The following is a 24,040-nucleotide window of genomic DNA, read 5'->3' as shown; positions in this document are numbered from 1 at the left end:
CTGGGAGGGTTAGTTGACTGATTTCGTTTTAGAAATCGAAGGACTTCACAAATCCTTCGGACGAAATCATGTATTACGAGGCGTGGACCTGCAGCTCAAAGCAGGTTCCGTGACTGTGCTTATGGGCGCAAATGGCGCTGGAAAATCAACACTCGTCAAAGTCATTAGCGGATTTCATTCGGCCGACGGCGGACAAGTGTTGGTTTCCGGAAAACTCTTTGCCCCGCGCGACGCTGCTGAGGCCATTGCGCAAGGCGTTGTTACAGTCCACCAATCGATTGATGACGGTGTCATCCCGGATCTCGATGTTGCCAGCAACTTGATGCTGGACCGGTTGACGGAAAAAGGCGCAGGGCTCTTTGTTCAGGAACGGCAGCTGCGCCGGCAAGCCAAAGAAATCGCTCAGTCTATGGGGATTGAAGTGGATGTCCGCGCCCGCGTCTCAGACCTGTCCGTTGCCGACCGGCAAATGATCGCTATTGCCCGTGCGATGGCAAGAACCCCAAAGATCCTGATTCTGGACGAACCCACCTCATCCTTGTCAGCTTCAGAGGCCGAGCGTTTGTTCGCTCTGGTTGACCGGCTTCGGGCACAGGGTGTGGCAATTCTTTACATCTCGCATCGCATGTCGGACATCCGCCGGATAGCCGATCGTATCGTTTGCCTTCGTGATGGCGAGATTTCGGGCGTTTTCGAACAAGAGCCGCTTGATCTGGAGGCGGCCGTTACCGCGATGCTCGGACACAAGATGACCGACGTCGATGTTGTTCCTGTTTCTGGTAACAAACCGGTTCTGGGACTCGATGGTCTGGAAATCCAGGAAGGCTGTGATCCGATTGATCTTTCTGCCCGGCAGGGTGAAGTGATTGCAATCACGGGCTTGCTGGGAAGCGGTAAAAGCCGCTTGGCGGAAATCATTTTCGGGATAACCCCGCCGCACGCCGGTGGCATGCGATTGGACGGATCCGGCTACAAGCCGCGTTCGGTTCGCGATGCCATTTCCCGCGGCGTATTCATGTCTCCAAAGGACCGCGGAACGAATGCGGTCATTCCCGCCTTCGACATCGCCAACAACATGACACTTCCATTCTTGGGAGCATTCAGCAGATTTTCGTTTCTTGCTGGGATCAATCAGCGGCGGTCAACCAATGAAATGATCGATCAGATCGGGATTGTCTGCCAATCAAGCGGCGATGGCATTGGGACACTGTCGGGTGGCAACCAGCAAAAGGTGATGATCGGTCGCTGGCTGTTGAAAGCTTCCCGTGTGCTTCTTTTGGACGAACCCTTCCAAGGCGTGGACATTGGTGCCCGGCGGGATATCGGCGCACATATCCGTCAGACGGCAGGGAGCCGGACAACCTTGGTTTTCATGGCCGAGATTGATGAAGCGCTTGAGATCGCGGATCGGATCATCGTCATGAACGAAGGAAGTATTTCCGGAGAGCACATCAATGCAAATGTCGATCTTGGTGCGCTTGTCGCACAAATTTCAGGGACAACTTCTGGGCAGGTAAATGCAGGATAACTTGTTGAAATTCGCCATACGGTACGGTTTTTTGATCCTGCTGGCCGGTCTTATTATCTATTTCAGCTTGGCGGCATCCGGCTTTGCGAGCCCGCGTTCGGCTGTATTTGTTCTTCAGTCGGTTGCCATCACCGGTATTCTGGCACTTGGAGTAACCTGCACTTTGGTGGTCGGCGGGTTTGATCTGTCCATCGGAGCCGTTGCCACGTCGGCTTTGATGCTCTCCGCCTATTCCATGGTTATTTTGGAGCAGCCCGCCTATGTCGCGGTTCTCTTATGTCTATTGATGGGCGCAGCAGTTGGTTTCATCAATGGCGTATTGATAGTGAAGTTCCGGGTGCCGGATCTTCTGGCAACGCTCGGTATGATGTTCTTGCTGATCGGATTGCAGCGCATTCCAACACAAGGTAATTCCATCGCCACGGGCATGGCATTGCCAAATGGGTCTGTGGCTGAAGGCAGCTTCTCGCAGGCTTTTCTCTGGCTTGGACGTCACCGGTTTGATCTGGTTCTGGATCGATTGGTGCCGGTGCCCGTAGTCATATTCATTTTGATTGCCATCCTGATCTGGCTGTACCTTGGCTTCACCCGCCACGGCCGCCTCAAGTATGCCATTGGCTCCAATGAACGGGCGGCAGCATTGGTGGGAACACCGGTCAACACCTACAAAATCACCGCTTATATGATTTCCGGTGTCACCGCTTCGATCGGCGGAATCCTGCTTGCCGCGCGGCTTGGGCGCGGGGATATCGCCAGCGGGAACAATCTTCTTTTGGACAGCGTCGCGGCGGCTTTGATTGGATTTGCCGTGTTGGGCGCTGCCCGTCCAAATGCCTTTGGAACTGCGATCGGCGCCCTCTTTGTCGGCATCCTTCTTCAAGGAATGACGATGATGAATGCCCCTTACTACACCCAGGACTTTGTCAAAGGCGCGGTCCTTGTTCTGGCGCTGGTCTTCACTTTTTACCTGTCTGCGCGGCGCGCCGGCAGCGGACATTCATGAAAGACGTAGATAACTGGGAGGAAAAACAATGTTGAGACGCAGTTTATTGAAATTGGCCGGAGCGACCGCAATTGCTCTTGGAGCCGGACAGGCCCTGGCAGCAGATATGCCCGCTCCGTTTGACAAACCGGAAGACGTGACCATTGCTCTGGTGCGCTATCTGTCAACGGGAGACTTCTTCCAAGCTTATTTGTCGGGCGTTGAGACCCAATCGGAAGCGCTTGGTGTCGACTTGAGAGTATTTGACAGCCGCCAGGATGCTGCCTTGCAGGCGGATATGGTCGACCAGGCAATTGCGCTCGGTGTAGACGGTATCATCATCCAGCACGGTTTGACCGAGTCTATGAAGGAAGCGGCCCAGAGGGCAGTTGATGCCGGCATCAAAGTTGTCGCATTCGATGTGAACGTCGAAAATGAAGCTATTCCGCAGATCGAACAATCCGATTACATGCTCGGAAAGCTCGCACTTGAGCAAGCCGTCAAGGACAATGGTACCGACTTCACAGCCGGTTATGTTTATGTCCCGGGCATTGCACCGCTGGATCGCCGCCACGTTGCCTGGGAAGAAACCAAGAAGGCCAATCCGGGCATCACAGAAGCAGCCATGTTTGGCACGCTGGACAACCCAATCGCGAACTCCGTGGCCAATCAGGCTCGTGCGGTCCTTCAGGCCAATCCGACCATCAATGTGGTCTTCGCGCCTTATGATGAATTTGCGAAAGGCGTCAAAATTGCAGTCGACGAAGCCGGTCTGACAGACGACATCGACATCTATTCCGCCGATGTTTCGACAGCTGATATTTCGGCAATGCGGGAGCCGGGGTCAGCCTGGGTCGCAACAGTTGCGACCAATCCTGCCGTGGTTGGCGAAGTCTCGGTACGGGCGCTCGCGATGATGCTGGCTGGAGAAAATCCTGGTGCTTCCGTGATTGTTCCACCGACTCTGATCACGCAGGATTTCCTCAATGAGAAAGACATCAAGAATATGGATGACCTGAGCGCCAGCATGCCTCAATTCGCCCACGCCGATGTTGCTATGACCGAGTGGATCCAGCTTCCCAAACGCTAAGAGACTTATGATTTCCCGGCGGTGTCACTGCCGGGAAATTGCCTGCCAGACACCAGTACGCACCAATAACCGCGCCTGTTTGACCAAGGTCAAGCCTTGGCTGCGGAGACGCTGTAATCATCTCATTGGACGAAACTGTTCAAAGGTGCTGTCACCAATGTTCACCATTGCAGGGTCTTCCATCGTTTTGATGAAGGTAGGGTCATGGTTGAAGCTGCGATGTCAAAAGACGGTAAGAGCCAAATTCAGTTTCCGGTAGTCTTTACCGCAGGTTTCCGTTTTTTCTTCTTGTTTGCCGGTCTTTATGCCGTCTTTGCAATGGTGGCGTGGGTGTTTTGGCTCGGTGTGCATGCAGCAGGCGGCGCGTTTCTGGCACTTCCTATAAACACAGCGCCACACCTTTGGCATGCCCACGAGATGATGTTTGGCTACACTGTTGCGGTGATGGCCGGTTTTTTTGTGACGGCTGTCCCAAATTGGACAGGCAGCAATGAAGCAGGGCCTGCTTTTGTCATGATTGCCGGTCTGGTCTGGCTGTCAGGCCGGATTGCAGTCGGCATGTCCTCGGTGCTGGATCCGCTTCTGGTCGCCGCAATCGATTTGGCCTTTGTTCCGGTGCTTTCGATCGCGATTTTTGGGCGGCTTGCACAATTGTCTCAACTCAGAAATGTCATTTTTCTGTTTCTTTTGGCCGCGCTTTTTATCGGCAATCTGTTCATGCATCTTGAGTGGCTTGGTTGGGCCGGAGGCAATACCGAAGCTGGCGTCCGGCTGGGTATTTTTGCCAGCGCCGCGATGATTGCGATCATCGGAGGCCGGGTCGTTCCAGCTTTTACTCGAAATGCCCTGAACCGGGCAGGTCATACTGGCAAATTGCCTGCGTCCCACAAATGGCTGGACCGTGTTGGCATCCTATCAGCGTTGCTTGCCGTCTTGGCATGCTTGCCGTTCGTACCAGAGCAGGTTTTGGGACTGATTTGTTTGGTGGCAGGTGGCGTGAACTTGGCCCGTCTTTTCGGATGGGTAGGGTTGAAAACTCTAAACAATCCGATTTTGTGGGTTCTTCACGTAGCTTATCTGCTGCTCGGGGCAGGGTATATCGTCTACGGCAGTTCTATCTTGTTTGCTGTGTTGCCAGAAACGGCAGCCCTTCATCTTCTGGCTGTAGGCGCTGTCGGATGTATGACCATGGCAATGATGACCCGTGCGTCTCTTGGCCACAGTGGTCGGCCGCTTATCGCTCCAACTCCGATTTCTATTGCTTATGTATTGATCATCGCCGGCGCCTTGGTCCGGACGTTCGGAACGCAATTTGTTGAGTACTACACAGTCATGTTCCTGTCTGGCGGGCTCTGGATCGCAGCATTTTCGCTCTATCTCGGTGTCTATTTCCCGATCCTGACAACGCCTCGCAAACAGAAATAACTCCAATCAGAGCGCTTCTTGTTTTCGACGGCGGAAGCGCTTTCTGTCGTAACGCGCCAAGCGGAAGTTTGTATAAGATTGCAATTCGTTACGTGTCTTCTTGACTATCGTCAAAGAAAACAGATCGGCGAAGGCGCAAAACAAATCTTGAAAATATTATGCATGATTTGTTGGAGCGTGTCCCGTGGGGCGTCCCGGTAAAATAATTCAGATACTGTGCTTGAGCCTGGCCATGCTAGCTGCATTGGTATTGGCCCCGACGGCCAACGCTTCTGACGCGCTGGTTTCAAGGTTTCTGGATAAAGTTCAACCATCTGAAATGGTTCCCGGTGCCGATAGTTTCGGTGCTGTGCGGGACGATGTTCCGGTTGTTCCTGCCCTAAAAGGCGGTGAAACAGTTGGGTGGGTCTTCCTGACATCTGACTTTGTTTCAACAACTGGATATTCGGGCAAACCGATCCACACGATGGTTGGCGTTGACCCTGATGCCGTTGTCACAGGTGTGCGGCTGGTCAAACACTCAGAACCGATTGTTTTGATTGGTATTCCAGATTCGCAAATTCAGGCGGTGACAGAAGGTTATGCCGGTCTGGATCTCAAAATCGAAGCGCAGCAAGGCGGCTCCGCGCACGAACTGGACATCATTTCGGGTGCGACCGTCACCATCATGGTGATTGATGATTCGATCGTCCGCGCCGGCATTAAAGTGGCCCGTATTCTTGGTTTGGGCGGTTTGGTACCAGCCGTAGCGGACACTGGCCCGAAGAAGATCATCGATTACGATAAAGTGGCTGTCAGTGACTGGATGACAATGACCGGTGACGGGTCTGTCCGGCGCCTGTCCCTAGATGTTGCCCAAGTGAATGAAGCTTTTGTCACTCAGGGTGACCCACGTGCGATCAAGCGCCCGGAAGATGGTCCGGATACAGATACGTTCATCGACATGTACATGGGCCTGGCCAATGTGCCGTCCATCGGTCTGTCGCTTCTCGGTCAACGGGAATATGACAATCTCAAGAACCGTTTGAAAGAAGGTGAGCATGCAATCCTGGTCATGGGGCGCGGGCGGTATTCCTTCAAAGGCTCTGGGTATGTCCGAGGCGGTATTTTCGACCGGATCCAGCTGATCCAGGACGATATCTCCGTCCGCTTCTTCGACAAGCAGCAAGTCCGCGTTGGTGAAATAGCGGCAGATGGGTCTCCAGCCTTTGTCGAGATGGATCTGTTCATCATACCAGCCGACGCCGGGTTTGATCCTTCCAAAGATTTCCGTCTGCAGCTGCTTGTTCAGCGCGCGGTTGGTCCAATTGAAAAGGTCTTCCTGACATTCGATCTCGGATATCAACTGCCGGATGCCTATCTGAAGGCCGAAGAAGTCGCGCTCGCCGCTGGCGACCCAGTCTCCGCACAGGCTCTTGTCAACGGCGATGATGAAGCGCCGAAACTTTGGGTGCGTATCTGGGAAGACCGCAAGGCCGACATCATTATCTTGGCCAGTGCGATCGGTATTCTGACGATCGTCTTCTTCTTCCAGATGCAGGTCACCCGCAATGAGCGCTTCACGTTCTGGTTCCGGATTGCCTTCCTGACCTTCACGCTGGTTTGGTTGGGCTGGATGCAAAATGCGCAGCTCTCGGTCGTCAACGTCATGGCGTTCTTCTCGTCATTGACCAGCAGTTTCAGCTGGGACGCCTTCCTGATGGATCCACTGGTCTTCCTATTGTGGTTCTCCGTTGCAGCTGCCTTGTTGTTCTGGGGGCGGGGCGCCTATTGCGGCTGGCTGTGTCCGTTCGGTGCCATGCAGGAGCTGACCAACCGGCTGGCCAAGTTTGCCCGTATTCCTCAGATCGAAGTGCCCTGGGCTCTCCACGAACGCCTGTGGCCACTCAAGTATATGATTTTCCTCGGATTGTTCGGCCTGTCCCTCTACTCTCTTGACGTTGCCGAACACTATGCGGAAGTGGAGCCGTTCAAGACAGCGATTATCCTGAAATTCCAGCGGGCGTGGCCCTTCGTCCTCTTTGCGGTCGCGTTGCTGGTAGCTGGTCTCTTCATTGAACGGTTCTACTGCCGCTACCTTTGCCCGCTGGGCGCTGCCCTGGCGATCCCTGCGCGCCTGCGCATGTTTGACTGGCTGAAACGCTACCGCGACTGCGGCGATCCATGCCAGCGCTGCGGCAAGGAATGCATGGTCCAAGCCATCCATCCGGAAGGCAACATCAATCCGAACGAGTGCCTGAACTGCCTGCATTGCCAGGTCCTGTATCAGCACGATCAGAAATGTCCCGTCTGCATCAAGAAACTCGCCAAGCGGCGGAAATTTGAAAAGCAGACAGCGATGACGAAACCGGCACAGGCAGGCGGGGTGACTACCGCTAACCCAGCTGGGTGAACTCCCACACGAGGAGACACAACAAGGAATGCCCCGTCTGGGCTCAGAAACGCGCCGATCGGCAGAAACTTGAAACTCAGACAGGGAACACGAAACCGGCACCGGACGGCGGGGTGACTACCGCCAACTCAGCTGGATGAACTCCGACACCGACACAAGGAGAAAAGTCATGACGGAGAGTTTAAAAGAAAGAGCAATGTCACGCCGGGCATTGCTTGGAGGAACTGCAAAAACGGCTGTTGTCGCCGGCATGGGCGCCGCTGCTCTTGGAAGCGCGACACCGGCAACTGCCGCTGAAGGCGGCCAGAGCGCACATTTGGCGCCGGGCGAGCTGGACGAATACTACGGTTTCTGGTCTTCAGGCCAAACAGGCGAAGTCCGCATTCTCGGTGTTCCTTCTATGCGCGAACTGATGCGCATTCCGGTCTTTAACCGTTGTTCCGCTACGGGTTGGGGTCAGACCAACGAGTCTCTGAAAATCCTGACCGAAGGTCTGCTGCCGGAAACCAAAGCCTTCTTGAAGGCTCAGGGCAAAGTGACCTACGACAATGGTGACCTTCACCATCCGCACATGTCCTTCACCGACGGCACATACGACGGTCGCTACATCTTCGCCAACGACAAGGCGAACACCCGCGTTGCGCGTATCGACCTGAAAATGATGAAGACGGACAAGATCATCGAGATCCCGAATGCCCATGACATTCATGGCATGCGTCCGCAGAAATATCCGCGCACGGGCTACGTCTTCGCAAACGGCGAACATGAAGCGCCGCTGGTCAACGACGGCAGCATCCTGGATGAGCCGGATAAATACGCCTGCATCTTCACCGCGATCGACGGTGACACCATGAAGGTCGCATGGCAGGTGATTGTTTCCGGTAACCTCGATAACACCGACTGTGATTATCAGGGTAAATACGCCTTCTCAACTTCCTATAACTCGGAAATGGGCACGAACCTTGCCGAAATGACCGAGAGCGAACTCGACCATGTTGTTGTCTTCAACATCAAGGCCATCGAGGAAGCTGTTGCTTCCGGCAATTATACGGAAATGAAAGGCGTTCCGGTTGTTGATGGCCGCAAGGATGCCAACTCCAACTTCACACGCTATATCCCGATTCCGAACAGCCCGCATGGTGTCAACGCGGCTCCGGACAAGAAGCACATCGTGATCAACGGCAAACTGTCTCCGACAGTTTCTGTGATCGACGTGACCAAAGTGGATGCACTGTTCTCTGACAATGCAGATCCGCGTTCCGCCATCGTTGCAGAACCGCAACTTGGCCTTGGCCCGCTCCACACTGCTTTCGACAACAACGGTAACGGCTACACCACACTCTTCCTGGACAGCCAGGTTGCCAAGTGGAACATCCAAAAGGCGATTGATGCCTACGGTGGTGCGGACGTTGATCCAATTCTGGATAAAGTCGACGTCCATTACCAGCCGGGTCACAACTCGACATCAATGGGTGAGACCGCAGAAGCAGACGGCAAGTGGCTCATTTCGATGAACAAGTTCTCGAAAGACCGCTTCTTGAACGTTGGTCCGTTGAAGCCGGAAAACGAGCAGCTGATCGATATCTCCGGCGACAAAATGAAGGTTGTCCATGACGGCCCGACTTTTGCCGAGCCGCATGACAGCATCGTCGTTCACCGTTCAAAAGTGAACCCGGCGATTGTTTGGGATCGGAATGACCCGAGCTTTGCCGATGCGATTGAGCAAGCCAAAGCCGATGGTGTTGATCTTGAAGACGCAGCGGATGTTATCCGCGACGGCAACAAGGTCCGAGTCTACATGTCTTCGGTTGCTCCGAACTTCTCCATGGAGAAATTCACGGTTAAGCAGGGCGATGAAGTCACCGTATATGTCACCAACATTGATGACATCGACGACCTGACCCACGGCTTCTGCCTGGCAAACTACGGCGTTGCTATGGAAGTTGGACCGCAGGCCACGGCTTCTGTGACCTTCATCGCGGAACGTCCGGGTGTACACTGGTTCTACTGTCAGTGGTTCTGTCACGCACTTCACATGGAAATGCGCGGCCGGATGTTTGTTGAGCCAAGAGGCGCCTAACAATGAATAGCGCTCTGCACTTACTCTCCGGCGGGATATCCCTTCTCGCTGCGGCGCTTGCTGGCCTGGGCCCGCTGGCCGCAGAAGAATGGACTGTTCCAGCCGAGCAGGGCGCCTTGCAACAAGTCCTCACAAAAGCGCAGGCCGGGGATATCCTCCGGCTTGCCTCTGGCAATCATCAAGGTCCGATCACGATTGAAGTTCCGCTTCAAATAGTTGGGGATGATGGTGCCCGTGTCACAGGCACCGGTACGGGCAGTGTGATCACGGTCGATGCGCCGGATGTCACGGTCTCCAATCTGATCATCACCGGATCAGGTCTGTCTCACCAGACATTGGATGCCGGTGTCAAACTGACCAAGAAGGCTGACCGTGCGACCGTCCGGGACAACAAGATCCTGAACAACCTGACCGGTGTTGATGTTCATGGTCCTGATGATGCTGTGGTCTCCAACAACTTGATTGAGGGTCGACAGGATCTACGCCCCAATGAACGTGGCAACGGTATCTACGTTTGGAATTCGCCGCATTTGTTGGCCGAGTTCAACACGATCCGCTATGGTCGGGACGGCGTGTTCGTCAATACCAGCCACAAGGATACGTTCCGCAACAACCACTTCTCGCAATTGCGGTTTGCGGTTCACTACATGCATGGCAACAGCGGTGTCATCGAAGGCAATGTCTCTGAAGGAAATGACATTGGCTATGCCTTGATGTTTTCGGACCGGCTTAAGGTTCGCGACAATGTCTCCAAAGGCGATAAGCATCACGGTCTGATGTTGAATTATGCCAACCGGGCGAAAATCGAAGGCAACCAAGTCTTCGGTGGCGGTGAGAAATGCCTGTTCATGTACAATGCGAATAAGAACACAGTGATGGACAACCGCTTCGAAAGGTGTCCGATTGGTGTTCATTTCACAGCGGGATCCGCAAGAAACAAGTTCCAAGGCAACGCGTTCATTCGCAACAAGACGCAGGTCAAATATGTCGGCAGCCGCTCCCTTGATTGGAGCACAGATGGCCGCGGCAATTTCTGGAGTGACCACGCGGCTTTCGATATGAATGGCGATGGCCTCGCCGATACCGCTTACCGTCCGAATGATATGGTCGACCAGGTGTTGTGGACCCAGCCGTCCGCCAAGATCCTGATCGGCAGTCCAGCTGTGCAGTTGCTGCGCTGGACGCAATCCCAATTTCCGGCCCTGCTGCCGGGTGGTATCGTAGACAATGCACCTTTGATGCATCCACCCGCCGGGTCCGTACCCAATTCCGGAGTTCAAGGATGACAAAGACGAGCTTAGAAGTTCAGAATGTCACCAAACGGTTTTCGAGCCACACTGCGGTCAACGATGTCTCCTTTTCGCTGGCCGCCGGCGAACGTGTTGCCCTTTTGGGCCATAATGGCGCCGGCAAGACAACGCTCTTCAAGATGGTCCTTGGTTTTTTGAACCGGGACGGTGGCGATATCTCCGTTCTGGAGTCACAACCAGGCAGCCAGGAGGCCCGATCAAATACGGCGTATTTGCCGGAGTCTGTGGCGTTTCCAGCAGCCCTGACGGGGCGGGAAGTTCTTAGCTACTATGCGCGGCTCAAAGGTGAAAAACCGAAAGATGTCATGCACCTGCTTGACCGGGTCGGTTTGGCAGACGCTGCCAAACGGCGGGTCGGCACTTATTCAAAGGGCATGCGTCAGCGCCTTGGCCTTGCACAAGCCTTGATTGGACATCCGAGACTGGTGCTGCTCGATGAGCCGACCACAGGTCTTGATCCGATATCCCGCCAGAATGTCTATGAACTGATTGGCGAGATTGCCGATCAGGGCGCAACCGTACTCTTGTCGTCACATGCCTTGACCGAATTGGAAGCCCGTACTGACCGGATCCTGATCCTGTCCAAGGGCAATTTGGTGGCCGACGATCAACTTTCGAACTTACGAGCTCAGGCTGGCCTGCCGATCAGGCTGAAAATCTGGACCCGGCCGGGTGCTGCAGAAGAGGTGGCGGACCAACTCGGAAACATCGACCGTAGCCGTATGAATGGTCGGTCGGTGGAACTCGACTGCGGCATGGATGAGAAGGTCAGGACACTGTCTGCGATCAGTGCACTTGGCCATCTCGTTGAAGATGTGGACGTTCATGCACCAAGTTTGGACGATGTCTACAAATACTTTTCGCAAGCGGCTCAAGAGGAGGCTCAGCAATGATCTCCAGAATATTGACTATTGCTGCTCAAGAGGTCCGGATCGGGATCCGTAACCGCTGGATCCTGCTGGCAACAATTATCCTCGCGGCGTTTTCTCTCGCTTTGGCTTTGCTCGGCTCCGCTCCTGCCGGCACGCTCGGCGTGGACCGCCTGACGATCACTGTTGCCTCATTGGCCAGCCTGTCTGTTTACCTCGTGCCGCTTATCGCGCTGCTGCTGGCATTTGATGCTGTGTGCGGTGAAATCGAACGCGGCACGTTGTTAATGACCTTCTCCTGCCCGGTTTCCCGGCCCGAGTTCTTGATCGGGAAAGCGATTGGCCATTCCCTGGTTTTGACCTTCGCGCTTGTGGTCGGCTATGGAACGACTGCGGCCTTCCTGGTGCTAACCGGCTCAGGATCCACCAGTGGATTGATGGACTTTGCCCGTTTGATCGCAACATCGCTTCTCCTGGGCCAGTGTTTCGTCGCCATCGGCTATGTCTTGAGTTGCATGACACGCCAAGTCGGCACGGCGGCAGCGGCCGCCATTGCGGTCTGGCTGGTGTTTGTTGTTCTTTACGATCTGGCTCTTTTGGGCGCTTTGGTCGCCAATCCGGGCGGTGTCTTTGCAGCCAAGGTCTTTCCCTATGCGGTTTTGTTGAACCCGGCAGATGCGTTCCGGCTGTTCAATCTGGCTGCACTTGAAGCCAGCAGCCTTGTTGGCGGAATGGCCGGTGTTGCCGAAACCCTGCCGTTCGATCCAGCACTTGCCCTCGCGTCGCTCATCTTGTTTGCCTGCGCAGCCTTGCTGGCAGCAACGGTCCTTATCCGGAGGATTACACCATGATCCGCCTTGGTTTTGTTTTCCTAGCCGCCAGCCTCTTGGTGGGCTGCCAGGAAGAGATTGAAATTGCCAAACCGGCCGCTATCGAGCTGACGCCGGAAGCAGCCGGCCATTACTGCCAGATGACAGTCCTGGAGCACGATGGCCCCAAAGCCCAGATCCATCTGGCGGGAAATCCGTTCCCGGTCTGGTTTACCCAGGTGCGGGATGCGGTTGCGTTCAAGCTGTCTCCGGAAGAAACCGATGAGATCGCCGCGATTTACGTCAACGACATGGACAAAGCGGTCAGCTGGACCCAGCCAGGTAACGACAATTGGATCGATGCCGATGAAGCCTGGTTCGTGACAGGCAGCAAACAAGCCGGCGGGATGGGCGCCCCGGAAACCATTCCTTTTGGAACGGAAAAAGGCGCCCAAGAGTTCGCCGACAAAAATGGCGGTGATGTCGTCCGGCTTGCAGAAATTTCGGCAGACTATGTTCTGGCACCGGTCGATGTGTCTTCAGCTCTGCAGCTTTTAGAGCCCGGATCGGACGGGGTGCACTAATGACTGGAATTGAAATGCCGGAAAGCAAACTAAGTCGGCGCCGTTTCTTGAAAATCAGTGCAGCAAGTGCTTCGGCAGTCGCTCTTTTCCCGGGGGCTGCAGCCGCTGCGCCTACCATCCATCGATGGACAGGTATCGCTCTGGGGGCAGGTGCTGAAATCAACCTCGTGCATAATGATGCGCATGAAGCAAAAAGCTTGTTTGGCGAGATCGAGTTGGAGATCGCCAGGCTGGAAAATATCTTCAGCCTTTACAAATCCGAGAGTGAACTGTCCCGGTTGAACCGCCAAGGTCTACTGGAGGGACCATCCCTCGACTTGCTAAAGTTGTTGTCACTTGCAAAACAGCTTCATCAGGCGACTGGCGGTGCTTTTGATCCGACCATTCAACCCCTCTGGGCCTATTATGCAGCTGGCGACTACGACAGCCGCTTGCACAAACAAGCGCTGAGTCGGACCGGGTTCTCCAAGGTTCAGATTGAGAGCGGAAAAGTCGGTTTTCGATCACCTGACATGGCGTTGACCCTCAATGGGATCGCGCAAGGGTTCATCACCGACCGTGTGTCGGAGCTTCTAAAGTCGAAGGGGTTTGACAACGTTGCTGTGGATCTTGGAGAGCTGCGCTTGAACGGCGGAGCGCCTGTTACTGGTGAAAGCGAAAAGGGCTGGCCAGTCACCCTCCGGCCAGATCCAAAACGGGAAGAGCTTTCCGAAAGAACAGCCTTGTCCAATATGGCAGTCGCGAGTTCGGCACAAACCGGCACAACCTTCGATGAAGCTGGGAAAAATTCTCACATTCTAGACCCGAGAACGGGCGCGCCAGTTCGCACTGACTTGAGTGCTATCAGTGTGTTGTCCCGGTCTGCTGCAGTCGCTGACGGTTTGTCGACAGCCGCGTTGGTGCTTGGCGAAAAGGGACTGAAAGAAGTCCTTGCTCTTTATGCGGACACTACCGCATTTGCCGTTCGTCAAAACGGTGAAACCGCTTGGTTAAATGGGTAAATCAGGTTCTGCGTAATTCTCGTTGAAGCCGGGGAAAGCCGCCGCTAGTCAATCAGCTGGCGGTTTTCGTCCATCTGCTTCATCCATCAGGCCGCGCACCCATTTTGCAAACAACCAGGTCGCAGGTACACCCAATGGGATACTTGCTACAAGCGCCACTTCCGGCGAGATCGCTGGCAGACCAACAGCAATGCCCATCAGGCCCAGCATAAACAGATTGATGGCGACAGCGCCGGCGGCGAACGGATAGAGGACGACGGCAAGTTTCTTCACTGACCAGGGTTTTTCGGTGGCGGTCATGGTGGAAATGCCTCTTCAATCTTGGAACGTACCACGTCGCGCATGTTTCGCGCTTTGTTACTATATGCCGGCCTGCAGCTGGGCGCTAAGTCCGTTAGCTAGCTTTAAGCCGGTTCGAATGAGTGCCGGACGGAAAACTCCGAAATCCCTGAAGCAGTTTCAACAATTTCGCCGCAGCCGACTGGGTACGTCCTTTTGATCCAGAAGGTCTGTGCGAAACCTTATTGGCTTCAATAGGATCGGCTGGATTAGGGTCCGGAGCGGAGGCCGCTGCCGGCGGAGCAAAACTCACAACCAGTCTTTCTTTGTTCATCGGATCAAAGTTAAGGGCCTTTTGCTCCGCTGATTTCAAGCTGTGGGCAATGAGTTTGGGGACAAACGGCGCCTCGCCGACAGGTGGAAGCAGAACTCCACGGAATTTGCCTTTTTCCAGTTCCTCCGGAATATCATCCGTCAGGTGAGATCCGACTCCGGCCAAAAAAGGCAGCAAAAGGGTTCTTGCTGTGCTGAACCGTGCGACCTGGGAAAGGAACGGTTCTTCCGCGAGAAAACCAGTCCGGACCTTTTGTTTGAACGTCATCAGGGTTTGCACACGCCGGGCAAAATAGTTCGCGCATTCGGCCGCAGCGGGGCCGGTGACCGACCCGTGAGCGGCAATCATGACATCGCAGGAGTTCCACGACCAGTTCCGCCGTTTTGCCTCTGCTTTGAGGTATTTGACCGTTTGATGCGGTAAGCCTGGCAACACCCCAAGCGGAGACAGCTGATGAACTTCCCGGTCCCCAAGGCGTTTGGGCAGAGCGGTGTTAATGAACCAGCCATCTGCCATGAACATTGGAAAGAGGAAGGGTTTACCGGAAAAAGCATCCAGTTCTTGTTCGAGCGCACCCGGCGCAGCAAGGGTCGCCGACCGGATATGCCAGCCGGGAAGCAAGGCCTGTATTTTTTCAGCCTGCATTCGCAGCTGATCTTCACCAGCTTGCGGATCCGAAGGCTGACCGTGCGAAACGATCAGCGCTTCAGTGGCTGGTGCCCTCTGAGAAGGTAATCTTGTTCCAGACATTATATTTTCCTGAAGGCTTACGCATCGGTAGACGTTTCACCTCCTCAAGCGTTTCCGCATCGTAGACAATCACAGCACCATCGTCCTCCCAAACGGAGACAAGGGCGTGGCTGCCGTCGCGGGTAAATTCGACATGGGCCACCGTCGCACCGTCGACTGGGCGGAGCGTCTTGACGATTTCAAGGCTCTGCTTGTCGATTACGTGCATGGCATCCTTGTTGGGTCCGAAGAAGACATCAGCCCATACATAGGGCGAATTTTCATGACTGCGCATAAAAAAACCAGGACCAAGCGTTTCGATGCGTTTCACGGTCTTCCAGGTCTTCATATCGATGACCGAAACAGTCCCATCTTTCAGATGCGGTGTCGCCATTACGGTGGTGTCACCGTATTTCCAGGTGATACCGGAACCAAGATGCGGCATGCCTGGCAGGTCCAAATCAGCCGTCTTCTGACCAATCACCAGATCAATCACCAGACCGCCTTCACCGCTGCGCGAGGCGCCCATGACGTATTCATAGGATTGGTCAAAGAAGAAATCGTCCAGGTAATCCGGCGTTGTGATTTTCCGGATTGGGAAAGGTGAGGGATGTTTCACAGGGCCTTCGATGCGCCAATCGTGAGCAAAACCCATCTGCGGCGGATTGGGGCCATAAAACACTTCCCAGATTTCCGGCACATCTTTCAGGGCCAGCACGAAGCTCTCCCGTGGTGGGGCCTGATAAACCGCAGAGACGCGGCTGGGTGTCCCGTCCTTGCCTTTGACTTCGTGGACTTCCGCAACGCTGAGGTCTTCTGTCGACAAGATGGTGAGCGTGTTGGGTAGATAGTTGGCGACTGCCAGCCATTTGCCGTCATGGCTCATCGCAATGTTACGGCTGTTGAGGCCGGCGCGGACACGGCCGACTTCCTGAAGTGCATAAAGGTCGTATTTCTGCACCCAGCCGTCGCGCGACATGATGAACACATACCGGCCTTTGGGATCAAACTTCGGACCGCCGTGCACGGCAAAGGGCGTCGGGAACCGGTCGAGCCGTTCGAACGTGTCGCCATCCAGAACGCTGACGTGATGATCTCCAGTCTCAACGGCCAGAGTTATGTTCATCGGATCAGACGACCAAACCGGTTTTTCGACCGGTTTATAATCTTCGTTTAAGTGGCGGCTGGCTTCAATTTGCTCTTCGCCCCAAGGCGGGACTTCATCAAGCGGTGTTTTGATGTACTCAGCAAGCGATTTGATTTCTTCGTCGCTGAGGCTGTCGCTGAATGCCGGCATTTGCGACGCGACACGGCCGTCCCGGATAACTTTTTCAAGTTTCGGTCCGCGCATGCGTTTCAACGTTTGCGGGATCAGAGCAGGACCAAGCCCGCCAAGACGGTTGGCGCCGTGGCAGTCCTGACAGGCTTCCTGGTAGACTTTTGCCGGCTCCGCCAGCGCCGTGGACGCACAAATAACTGCGGCACTAAGTGAAGCGATGAACCGGATCATGGCTCTTTCCTTTGAAAGGAGTAACGGTCAGACGCTCATGCAGGCTGTCTTCAAGACCGATTTCCTGGTCACTCAAATAACAGGCCGGATCTTCCGCCCAAGGGTCGCCAGTCAGCTGCAAGGCGCGGATGCGGGTGTTGCCACCACAGACATCCTTGAACGCACAGGCCCCACAGCGGCCCTTCAGCGGACGCGGACGAGTACGCAGCTGCGCCAGCATTGGATCGCTGCCGGTCCAAAGTTCTGAGAACGGCGTGTCTTTTACGCTGCCGATTGTGTAATCGGACCAATAAGTGTCGGGGTGGACATTGCCCTGGGTGTCGATATTAGCCACACCAAGCCCGGAGGAATTGCCGCCCCAGGCGACCAGATGCGTGCGCACATGTTCGGCTGTGTCGTCGCCGAATTTACGGCGGACCCAATTCAGGAAATAGACGGCATCGGCATCGTTGTTGCCGGTCACGATGTCCAGCGGACGGCTCCCATTGACGCCGGCCCAGGCACGGTCGATCAGAAGATCCATCCCCTTGCGGGAGCGTTCATGCACGGCATCTTCGCCGCGGTGTTTGTCGCCGCGGCCTGCATAGACCAGATGGGACAGGTAGAACTTGTCGACACCTTCGTCGTCGCAAAGCTTCAAAAGATCCGGCAAATGGGTGTGATTGCCTTCAGTGATGGTGAAGCGAAGACCAACCTTGATGCCGCGGGCCTTGCACTCGCGGACCCCTTTGACAGCATCGCGGTAAGCGCCTTCCACACCACGGAACCAGTCGTTGGTTGCCCCGATACCGTCGATGGAAATCCCGACATAATCGAAGCCAACGTCTGCGACCCGGTCAGCCATTTCGCCGTGCAGTTTGGTGCCGTTGGTGGACAGCGCGAGCATACGGACCATCGGGCGGGCCTTCACCGCAATCTCAAAGAGATCTTTGCGGTCGATCGGTTCTCCGCCGGACAGGATCAGAGCTGGGATCTTGAACTGCCCCAGATCATCCAAAGTTGTCATTGCCTGTTCGTGGGTCAGTTCACCCGGAAAATCGACATCGGCAGAGACGGTATAACAATGACGGCAGCGCAAGTTGCAGCGGCGGGTCAAATTCCAGATCACAACCGGTTTGACAGGGCCGGGGCTTTTACGGACGCGAACCGGCGTCGGTGCCACGATCTGGTGCATATACTCTGACAGGCGAAACATGTTTTAGCTTTCCTTCCTGCGCAGCCGCATACCGGTCTTTTTCAAGATCCGGGTGGAAAAGAGTACGTCCCGTGCCTTCACGGCGTCTCCAAGCAAGTCCGCGACTTGCTCGCGTTTGGCCATGACCTCGTCGCGGCTTTCTCCATGCACCATGGCAAAAAGATTATAAGGCCAGTCCGGCAAGGCGCGCGGGCGTCGGTAACAATGGGTGACGAAGGGCAGAGCGCCGACTTTCTCGCCGAGTGTATCCACAACTGCATCTTCAACGTCCCAAACAGTCATGCCATTGGCTGTCATGCCCAGACGGTAATGGTTCGGAGCAGCTCCGATCCGGCGGACGATGCCTTGCTCCTTGAGCTGCCGGAAGCGTTCAATTAGGTCGTCTTCCGCCATGCCCAACGTATCGGCAACCACCTTGAAGGGGTTTGGGACCAGCGGCAAACCGGCCTGGGTTGCTTCAACAATCGCTCTGTCTTTCGGATCCAATTTCATGCTTTCACTCGAAACCCGATGAAGAATTCCTGTTCCTTGGGAAACAGAAGAACCTTGAGACCGGTGTCGCGCTCAATGGCTTTTGCGGTTTGTTCGATGCCGACCTGATTTTCAGTCGCCAGCACAAACCACATGTTCAGTTTGTGGTCCCGCTGATAGTTATGCGCGACCTCTTCGAAAGCATTGACTTTCGTTAAGACCTCTTCGAAGCGCTCTTCGGGAACCGCAATTGCACACAAGCAAAAGGCGCCTCCCAAAGCTTCGGCATCAAAAAAAGGACCAAAACGAGTTAGGACGCCCGCATCGCGGAGATGAAGCAGACGATCGACGACATCCTTTTCCCCGATACCAAGCTGGCGTGCAGCCTCTTCGAATGGATGGGATGTCAGCGGCAGGTCTTCCTGCATCAAGTTGATAAGGTCGCGGTCTTGCTGGGTCAGTTCATAGGTCATGCTGCAGCTCCCCGCCGGCTGATGAGGGCACCGGTTTGTTTGAAGCAGCGGCTCGAGAAGAGAACTTTGCAGTCGATACCGGCCAGCTCCGGCAGATGTTTCGCAGCTTCGAGAACTTCAAGCGCGTCGTTGCGGCTTTGCGCATGGATCATGCAGTAGAGCCGGTAAGGCCAGACACCTGGAACAGGTCTGCGCTCATAACACAGTGTCACACCTGGCAGATTGCACAGGGCCGGTCCGGCGGCATCGATCCGCTCGGAGGAGATGTCCCAGACAACCATGGCATTGGAACTCCAGCCAAGTGCTCTGTGGCGGACAATGACCCCAAGGCGCGAGATGATTCCACCGTCTACCAGATCTGACACCCGATCAAGAACATGGGACTCGGGAACGCCTAACTCATCAGCGATGTGTTTGTAGGGACGGGAGACAATCGGCATACCTTTGGTAAGCGCCTGCAGAAGGTGATCGTCGTCCCCCTGCAGGCGCTCTATCAAGACCGGCCGGGGCACTGGTGGCCGGTCCATTCCGCCGTTGAGTTTGAACCCGAGGTCGACATTGAACGGCCGTACTAGGCGCAGATCCAGCACGTCCAGTCCCGTTTGTGACTGAATATTTTGCAAGCTGGCGTCGACAAAATCCCGATCCGGTCCAGTTGCTACGAACCAGAGGTTCCAGTCGTTTTCGCGAAGATATGAGTGGTTTACGCCCGGCTGACTGCCGACGATCTCGGCAACCTCTTCGATTGCCTCCGGCGGCGCGGCAAGTGCAGCGAGCGTGCTTGCGGATACTGTGTTCGGCGCACAGGTCGCCCCAACCCGGGTTATCCGGCCAGTTGTATGCAGGTTTTCCAGCCGCCCAAGGACGGTCTCCTCGCTGCAATCCAGCTCCTCCGCGATCTGCAGGAACGGTTGTTGGGTTACAGGAAAGTCGCGCTGCCAGTCATTCAGGAGCCGGCGGTCAAGGGGATCTCCAATCCGGTCCATGGTTTACAGTCCCGTCTTGTGAGCGCGGGAAGTAAAGAAAATCCCGGATGGGCTTTCAGCGTCGATTTCACCAAGCTTTTCGAAGGTTTGCGTATCATAGATCATGACCTTTCCAGCATCACGAACCGATACCCAAACTTCATGTCCGCGCGGTGTGAATTCCATATGAAGCACCGCTTTGCCCGGTTTGAATTCATGAACAACTTCCTTGCTCACGGTATCAACCACTTGAATGGTGTCGTTCAGTGGATGAGCAAAATTCACCCAGACCTGCCGGCCGTCGGGCCGTGACATGGCAAACACCGGCTGGCCATAAGTGTCTGTACGCCCGGTCTCTTCCAAGCTTTCACCGTCGACCCAAAGAATTTGATGGTGGCCCACCGCCGGCAAGACGAATTCCCGTCCGGCCCGAGCCCAACCTTCCAGATGCGGCATCTTGTAAACCGGGAGATCTTTCTGGCCGCGGCCATAGTTCGGCAGCACGCGAATTGGTTCTGGTTTCGGGTCCCACAGATCAATCGCTGTCAGACCGTCCTCGCCAAAAAGCCCGGTAATATACAGGCGTCCGTCTCCGGTGATGAGCGCGTCATAGGGGTTAACGCCGATATCGGTAATCTTGGTGATTTGCGGCTCACCTGAAGACATATCGGCAATCCAGGTTTCACCTTCATCCCACAAGGTGAACACAAACCGGCGTCCAGGTGCATCAACGAGACCGATGGTTTTGGAATCGGTCGGCAGGTCAGCGACCATTTCGAGCGTGTCGGCATCGAAAATCCGGACACCACCCGGCTCGTAATTCGAAACGGCAACCAATTTGCCATCATCGGAAATCGCACCACCGATCGCATTGCCGGATTGCACGACCCGGTTGACGATTTTCTTTTCGGTGATGTCTATCTTGGTCAGTCCGCCATCACGGCCAAAGACATAGGCAAACCGTTGGTCCGGAGAGTAGACAAGGCTTGCATGCGAGAGATCACCAAGCCCGGTGATTTGCCCAATCGATGATCTTTCCGATTGATCAACAAGAAGAAGAGAGCCGGTTGCCCGCTCGACCACCAGCCCCAAATCGCCTGTTGCAACAATCGTGTCGGAGTGAGCTGAGGTTCCAAGCATCAGGGCCAGAAGCGCGCCTGAAATCCATTTCATTTCAACTCTCCTTGCAACAAATATTCGGCGATGCGCTTGGCATCACCCTCGCTGATCAACGGCCGCCAGGGCGGCATGGCGGTTCCAGGGATTCCGTCAAGAACCACTGTCGTGAGCGTTTCAGCGTCGTAGTGAGAAAGCGTATCTGGCCGGATATCTGGCCCGAGACCGCCCTTTAGAGTGAGCCCATGGCATGACCCGCAATCCTGATGGACGAGGTTTTTAAGTTCGTCAGAGGAGGCGAACTCTTCAGCTTGGACGGTCGAAATCATAAACAGGCCAGCAGCCAATATCCTAAGCATTGGCCCGCTGCCTTGCCGGTATTGCCTCCACCATTTCAAGGGTTTCAGCGGCCGACGGCCATTCGGCGCTTAGCGTGACAACCTTGCCGATGACGAACAAAACCGGCGCTTTGAGACCAGCTTCGCGAGCGTCGATGGCAATATCGCCAAGCCGGGAAAAATGTCGGGTTTCACGCGGAGTGGTGGCTTGTGCAATGGCCATAACAGGCGTCTGATCGCTCAAACCTTCAGCCATCAAGCGCAGGGCGATCTGTCCGATATTGGCGACCCCCATATAGACCACCAACGTAGTCTCTTCACTTGCCAGGCTTTTCCAGTCGAGATCAAGCGACCCGTTGGCTTGCCGGTGGCCGGTGACATAGCGGACACCGGTCGCCAATCCTCGGTGTGTCAGAGGAACGCCGCTGGAGGCAGCTGCACCCTGAGCAGCGGTGATCCCTGGTGCGTATTCCACCGGAACTCCGTGTTCAACCAAGACAGCAGCTTCTTCGGATCCTCGCCCGAAAATCAGCGGATCGCCACCTTTCAAGCGGGCAACTGTTTTGCCGGCCGTTGCCAGTTCAACGAGGATTTCGTTGATCCGTTCTTGCGGCACAGGATGATTATCCGGGGATTTGCCGACAGACACCATCTCGGCATTGCTCGGTGCGAGTGCCAGAATCTCCGGTGAGACGAGCCGGTCATAAACCACCACATCGGCTGTGCCGATCATGCGGGTGGCTTTTACTGTCAGCAGTTCAGGGTCGCCGGGACCAGCTCCAATGAGATAGACTTTACCAGTCATTCGGGACCTCGTTTTTCCTGAAATCTTCGGGACTATGATCGCCCGTTTAACGAGGAACCGGATTGACTATCGTCAAGCTCAAGTCATTTTTTGCCAAGCCGCAATGTTTCGTTAATTCAATCGGTTACTGTAACCATGCCGATCATTTCCTGGGTCTCCCAATGTGGGCCACAAAGATATTGCTGGCTTCCTGCGGAAAGGAACGTGAACTCAAATGCTTCTTCGGGGAAAAGCCGGTCTGATTCTGGTTCGCCCGCTTCTTTTAAATGAACGCTGTGACTGGTTCTTTTATCCACATTCACCCAGCGAACTGTGGTGCCGACAGGAACCGTAAGCTGTTCAGGACAGAACCGGTATTTGTACATCGTGACGACAGTCACGCCTTCGGCCTGGGATGACGGTTGACCAACAATGTCGACGTAACGCTCCTCGGCTTCGGCGCAAAGTTCAGCGGCTTCATCAGCCAAGGAAATTGCCGGGACACTCAAGACTGCCAAGAGGGCGAGGGGAAGCTGGCGAATTCCTGGAAACATGAAAATTCTCCCACGCAGAATAGAAAAAGGGCGGCCAGATTATCTGGCCGCCCCTCTTTTGCATATTATTGTTTTGCGACGTTAATCTGTGCGCTGTCATCATCCAATGCGAGGCTGGTGTTCAGCGTCACATGGTGGAAACGGGCGGACGAGAAATCGTCGTGGATAGCAAAGCCGACTGTATAGGTTTTGCCAGCTTCGAGCGGCACATCACCCGGTGCACCCGAGGCCAACGGCCGCGAGAAGACAACGGTCCACATGCCTCCAGCCAGATTGGCTTCGGCTGCAATTTCACCGTCGTTTTTTACCCGGCGGTCGAGTAGGTAGCCGTTGGTTGCCGAACCGTCCGCATAGACACGGAGCAGATCGAGGTAAGTGCCATCGTCGAACAGGGCTGCAACCTCATCTGCAGGCTTCAGCTTATCCCAACCACCTTGCGCCTTGCCGCGGCGGCCTTTGATTTCCACCTTGGTCCGGCTCTCGGTCAGATACTTTGTGATCGTATCCTTGGCTTCCAGCTGCGCTGCCACATCGGCATTGCCGGAAATGGCGTCGGCACCCGGATCAAACGGCATGTAGGTGTTGTCTGCATGACACGATGCCCAGCAGCCGGCTTGATCCCCATATTCGATCCCGTCACCGGTGATCATCATGGCAACCTTGATCTGGTTGTCCGGATCCATCTTGCCGCCATCTACGAACGGTGCCGGATTGTGTCCAGCATCGGCCCATTGCAGGCGGACATAGAGATTTTCATCATCATGTGCCGCTTGAACGGTCGCATCGATCGTGCCGCGTTTGCCAGGGATTGGGGTTGGTTCCAATTCGCCGCCAGCGACAAGTTTGTTGCCGATGGTTTCCAGCTCTTTGGCGTGACATGTGGTGCAAGCATCACCGCCCTTTGTGAACGGACGTGCGCCGCCATGGGTCTTGCCGTTTTGCACCCATTCAAAGGACGCTTGACCTGGGTAGAACAGGGTCATGTCACTGACAGGAACCGCGTTCCAGTCGACATTCGAAGCGACGTTTCCGCCGCCTGAACCACCTGCATCAGATGCTCCAGAAGCACCATCCTGCGCAGCCGTGGCCTCGGCAACGGCTGTTTCGACGGCAGCTGCAATTTGAGCCTGAACAGCTTCGCGCTGGGCTTTTTGAGCAGCTTTAGCGGCTGCTGCTTCTTCAGCTTCCTTGGCTTCGATCCGGGCCAGACTATCCAGATACT

At 55.2% G+C, this 24,040-nt stretch carries 23 protein-coding genes; 11 read left to right on the top strand and 12 right to left on the bottom strand.

The window, feature by feature from the left end; translation table 11 throughout:
• Window positions 1–13: 13 nt before the first annotated feature.
• The 11 genes from ACOOFE_RS22700 (at window position 14) to ACOOFE_RS22650 (ending at window position 14,070) form a co-directional block, all read left to right on the top strand.
• Window positions 14–1,528: a sugar ABC transporter ATP-binding protein gene (locus ACOOFE_RS22700; protein WP_420412157.1), complete on the top strand. Its 1,515-nt coding sequence runs from the start codon at window positions 14–16 to the stop codon at window positions 1,526–1,528.
• The gene (locus ACOOFE_RS22695; RefSeq protein WP_141188461.1) at window positions 1,518–2,531 is read left to right on the top strand and encodes an ABC transporter permease; all 1,014 of its coding nucleotides are present in this window, start codon (window positions 1,518–1,520) and stop codon (window positions 2,529–2,531) included. The genes ACOOFE_RS22700 and ACOOFE_RS22695 overlap by 11 nt, the downstream gene beginning before the upstream one ends.
• A gap of 28 nt (window positions 2,532–2,559) precedes the next feature.
• Complete coding sequence (locus ACOOFE_RS22690) at window positions 2,560–3,600, top strand: substrate-binding domain-containing protein (RefSeq protein ID WP_420412156.1); 1,041 nt, start codon at window positions 2,560–2,562, stop codon at window positions 3,598–3,600.
• A gap of 204 nt (window positions 3,601–3,804) precedes the next feature.
• Window positions 3,805–5,025, top strand: coding sequence for an NnrS family protein (locus ACOOFE_RS22685; RefSeq protein WP_420412155.1), 1,221 nt, complete (start codon window positions 3,805–3,807; stop codon window positions 5,023–5,025).
• 232 nt (window positions 5,026–5,257) lie between these two features.
• Window positions 5,258–7,417 carry a 4Fe-4S binding protein gene (locus ACOOFE_RS22680; protein ID WP_420412154.1) on the top strand — a complete coding sequence of 720 codons (2,160 nt, stop codon included), beginning with the start codon at window positions 5,258–5,260 and terminating at the stop codon, window positions 7,415–7,417.
• A gap of 169 nt (window positions 7,418–7,586) precedes the next feature.
• The gene (gene nosZ / locus ACOOFE_RS22675; protein ID WP_420412153.1) at window positions 7,587–9,497 is read left to right on the top strand and encodes a TAT-dependent nitrous-oxide reductase; all 1,911 of its coding nucleotides are present in this window, start codon (window positions 7,587–7,589) and stop codon (window positions 9,495–9,497) included.
• A gap of 2 nt (window positions 9,498–9,499) precedes the next feature.
• Window positions 9,500–10,783 (top strand): nitrous oxide reductase family maturation protein NosD, encoded by a 1,284-nt coding sequence (locus ACOOFE_RS22670; protein ID WP_420412152.1) that lies wholly within the window; start codon window positions 9,500–9,502, stop codon window positions 10,781–10,783.
• Window positions 10,780–11,700, top strand: coding sequence for an ABC transporter ATP-binding protein (locus ACOOFE_RS22665; RefSeq protein WP_420412151.1), 921 nt, complete (start codon window positions 10,780–10,782; stop codon window positions 11,698–11,700). The genes ACOOFE_RS22670 and ACOOFE_RS22665 overlap by 4 nt, the downstream gene beginning before the upstream one ends.
• Window positions 11,697–12,527: an ABC transporter permease gene (locus ACOOFE_RS22660; RefSeq protein ID WP_420412150.1), complete on the top strand. Its 831-nt coding sequence runs from the start codon at window positions 11,697–11,699 to the stop codon at window positions 12,525–12,527. The genes ACOOFE_RS22665 and ACOOFE_RS22660 overlap by 4 nt, the downstream gene beginning before the upstream one ends.
• Window positions 12,524–13,069 (top strand): nitrous oxide reductase accessory protein NosL, encoded by a 546-nt coding sequence (locus ACOOFE_RS22655; protein WP_420412149.1) that lies wholly within the window; start codon window positions 12,524–12,526, stop codon window positions 13,067–13,069. The genes ACOOFE_RS22660 and ACOOFE_RS22655 overlap by 4 nt, the downstream gene beginning before the upstream one ends.
• Window positions 13,069–14,070, top strand: coding sequence for an FAD:protein FMN transferase (locus ACOOFE_RS22650; RefSeq protein WP_420412148.1), 1,002 nt, complete (start codon window positions 13,069–13,071; stop codon window positions 14,068–14,070). Before ACOOFE_RS22655 ends, ACOOFE_RS22650 begins: the two co-directional genes overlap by 1 nt.
• A 48-nt stretch (window positions 14,071–14,118) precedes the next feature.
• On the opposite strand, the gene ACOOFE_RS22645 is transcribed toward ACOOFE_RS22650, so the two are convergent.
• The 12 genes from ACOOFE_RS22645 to ACOOFE_RS22590 all read right to left on the bottom strand — a co-directional run bounded on the left by ACOOFE_RS22645 (window position 14,119) and on the right by ACOOFE_RS22590 (window position 24,035).
• Window positions 14,119–14,370, bottom strand: coding sequence for a hypothetical protein (locus ACOOFE_RS22645; RefSeq protein ID WP_420412147.1), 252 nt, complete (start codon window positions 14,368–14,370; stop codon window positions 14,119–14,121).
• A gap of 94 nt (window positions 14,371–14,464) precedes the next feature.
• Window positions 14,465–15,433 carry a sirohydrochlorin chelatase gene (locus tag ACOOFE_RS22640; protein WP_420412146.1) on the bottom strand — a complete coding sequence of 323 codons (969 nt, stop codon included), beginning with the start codon at window positions 15,431–15,433 and terminating at the stop codon, window positions 14,465–14,467.
• Window positions 15,390–16,922 (bottom strand): cytochrome D1 domain-containing protein, encoded by a 1,533-nt coding sequence (locus ACOOFE_RS22635; RefSeq protein ID WP_420412145.1) that lies wholly within the window; start codon window positions 16,920–16,922, stop codon window positions 15,390–15,392. Before ACOOFE_RS22635 ends, ACOOFE_RS22640 begins: the two co-directional genes overlap by 44 nt.
• Window positions 16,897–18,117 carry a heme d1 biosynthesis radical SAM protein NirJ gene (nirJ, locus tag ACOOFE_RS22630; RefSeq protein ID WP_420412144.1) on the bottom strand — a complete coding sequence of 407 codons (1,221 nt, stop codon included), beginning with the start codon at window positions 18,115–18,117 and terminating at the stop codon, window positions 16,897–16,899. The genes ACOOFE_RS22635 and nirJ overlap by 26 nt, the downstream gene beginning before the upstream one ends.
• Before the next feature lie 3 nt (window positions 18,118–18,120).
• Window positions 18,121–18,609, bottom strand: a complete 489-nt coding sequence (locus ACOOFE_RS22625; protein WP_420412143.1) for an Lrp/AsnC family transcriptional regulator — start codon at window positions 18,607–18,609, stop codon at window positions 18,121–18,123.
• Window positions 18,606–19,061: an Lrp/AsnC family transcriptional regulator gene (locus ACOOFE_RS22620; protein WP_420412142.1), complete on the bottom strand. Its 456-nt coding sequence runs from the start codon at window positions 19,059–19,061 to the stop codon at window positions 18,606–18,608. The genes ACOOFE_RS22625 and ACOOFE_RS22620 overlap by 4 nt, the downstream gene beginning before the upstream one ends.
• Complete coding sequence (locus tag ACOOFE_RS22615; RefSeq protein WP_420412141.1) at window positions 19,058–20,047, bottom strand: Lrp/AsnC family transcriptional regulator; 990 nt, start codon at window positions 20,045–20,047, stop codon at window positions 19,058–19,060. The genes ACOOFE_RS22620 and ACOOFE_RS22615 overlap by 4 nt, the downstream gene beginning before the upstream one ends.
• Before the next feature lie 3 nt (window positions 20,048–20,050).
• Window positions 20,051–21,199, bottom strand: coding sequence for a cytochrome D1 domain-containing protein (locus tag ACOOFE_RS22610; protein WP_420412140.1), 1,149 nt, complete (start codon window positions 21,197–21,199; stop codon window positions 20,051–20,053).
• Entirely contained in the window at window positions 21,196–21,501 is a 306-nt protein-coding gene (locus tag ACOOFE_RS22605; protein ID WP_420412139.1) for a c-type cytochrome, read from the bottom strand. The genes ACOOFE_RS22610 and ACOOFE_RS22605 overlap by 4 nt, the downstream gene beginning before the upstream one ends.
• The gene (gene cobA / locus ACOOFE_RS22600; protein WP_141188444.1) at window positions 21,494–22,285 is read right to left on the bottom strand and encodes a uroporphyrinogen-III C-methyltransferase; all 792 of its coding nucleotides are present in this window, start codon (window positions 22,283–22,285) and stop codon (window positions 21,494–21,496) included. Before cobA ends, ACOOFE_RS22605 begins: the two co-directional genes overlap by 8 nt.
• Before the next feature lie 116 nt (window positions 22,286–22,401).
• Window positions 22,402–22,818 carry a cupredoxin domain-containing protein gene (locus ACOOFE_RS22595; RefSeq protein WP_420412138.1) on the bottom strand — a complete coding sequence of 139 codons (417 nt, stop codon included), beginning with the start codon at window positions 22,816–22,818 and terminating at the stop codon, window positions 22,402–22,404.
• A 65-nt stretch (window positions 22,819–22,883) separates the two neighbouring features.
• Window positions 22,884–24,035 (bottom strand): ethylbenzene dehydrogenase-related protein, encoded by a 1,152-nt coding sequence (locus ACOOFE_RS22590; RefSeq protein WP_420415625.1) that lies wholly within the window; start codon window positions 24,033–24,035, stop codon window positions 22,884–22,886.
• Window positions 24,036–24,040 lie beyond the last annotated feature (5 nt).

This window comes from Roseibium sp., assembly GCF_965216085.1.
Lineage (GTDB): Bacteria > Pseudomonadota > Alphaproteobacteria > Rhizobiales > Stappiaceae > Roseibium.
The sequence above is the reverse complement of the archived record's forward strand: the minus strand, read 5'-3'. Positions and strand labels throughout refer to the sequence as shown.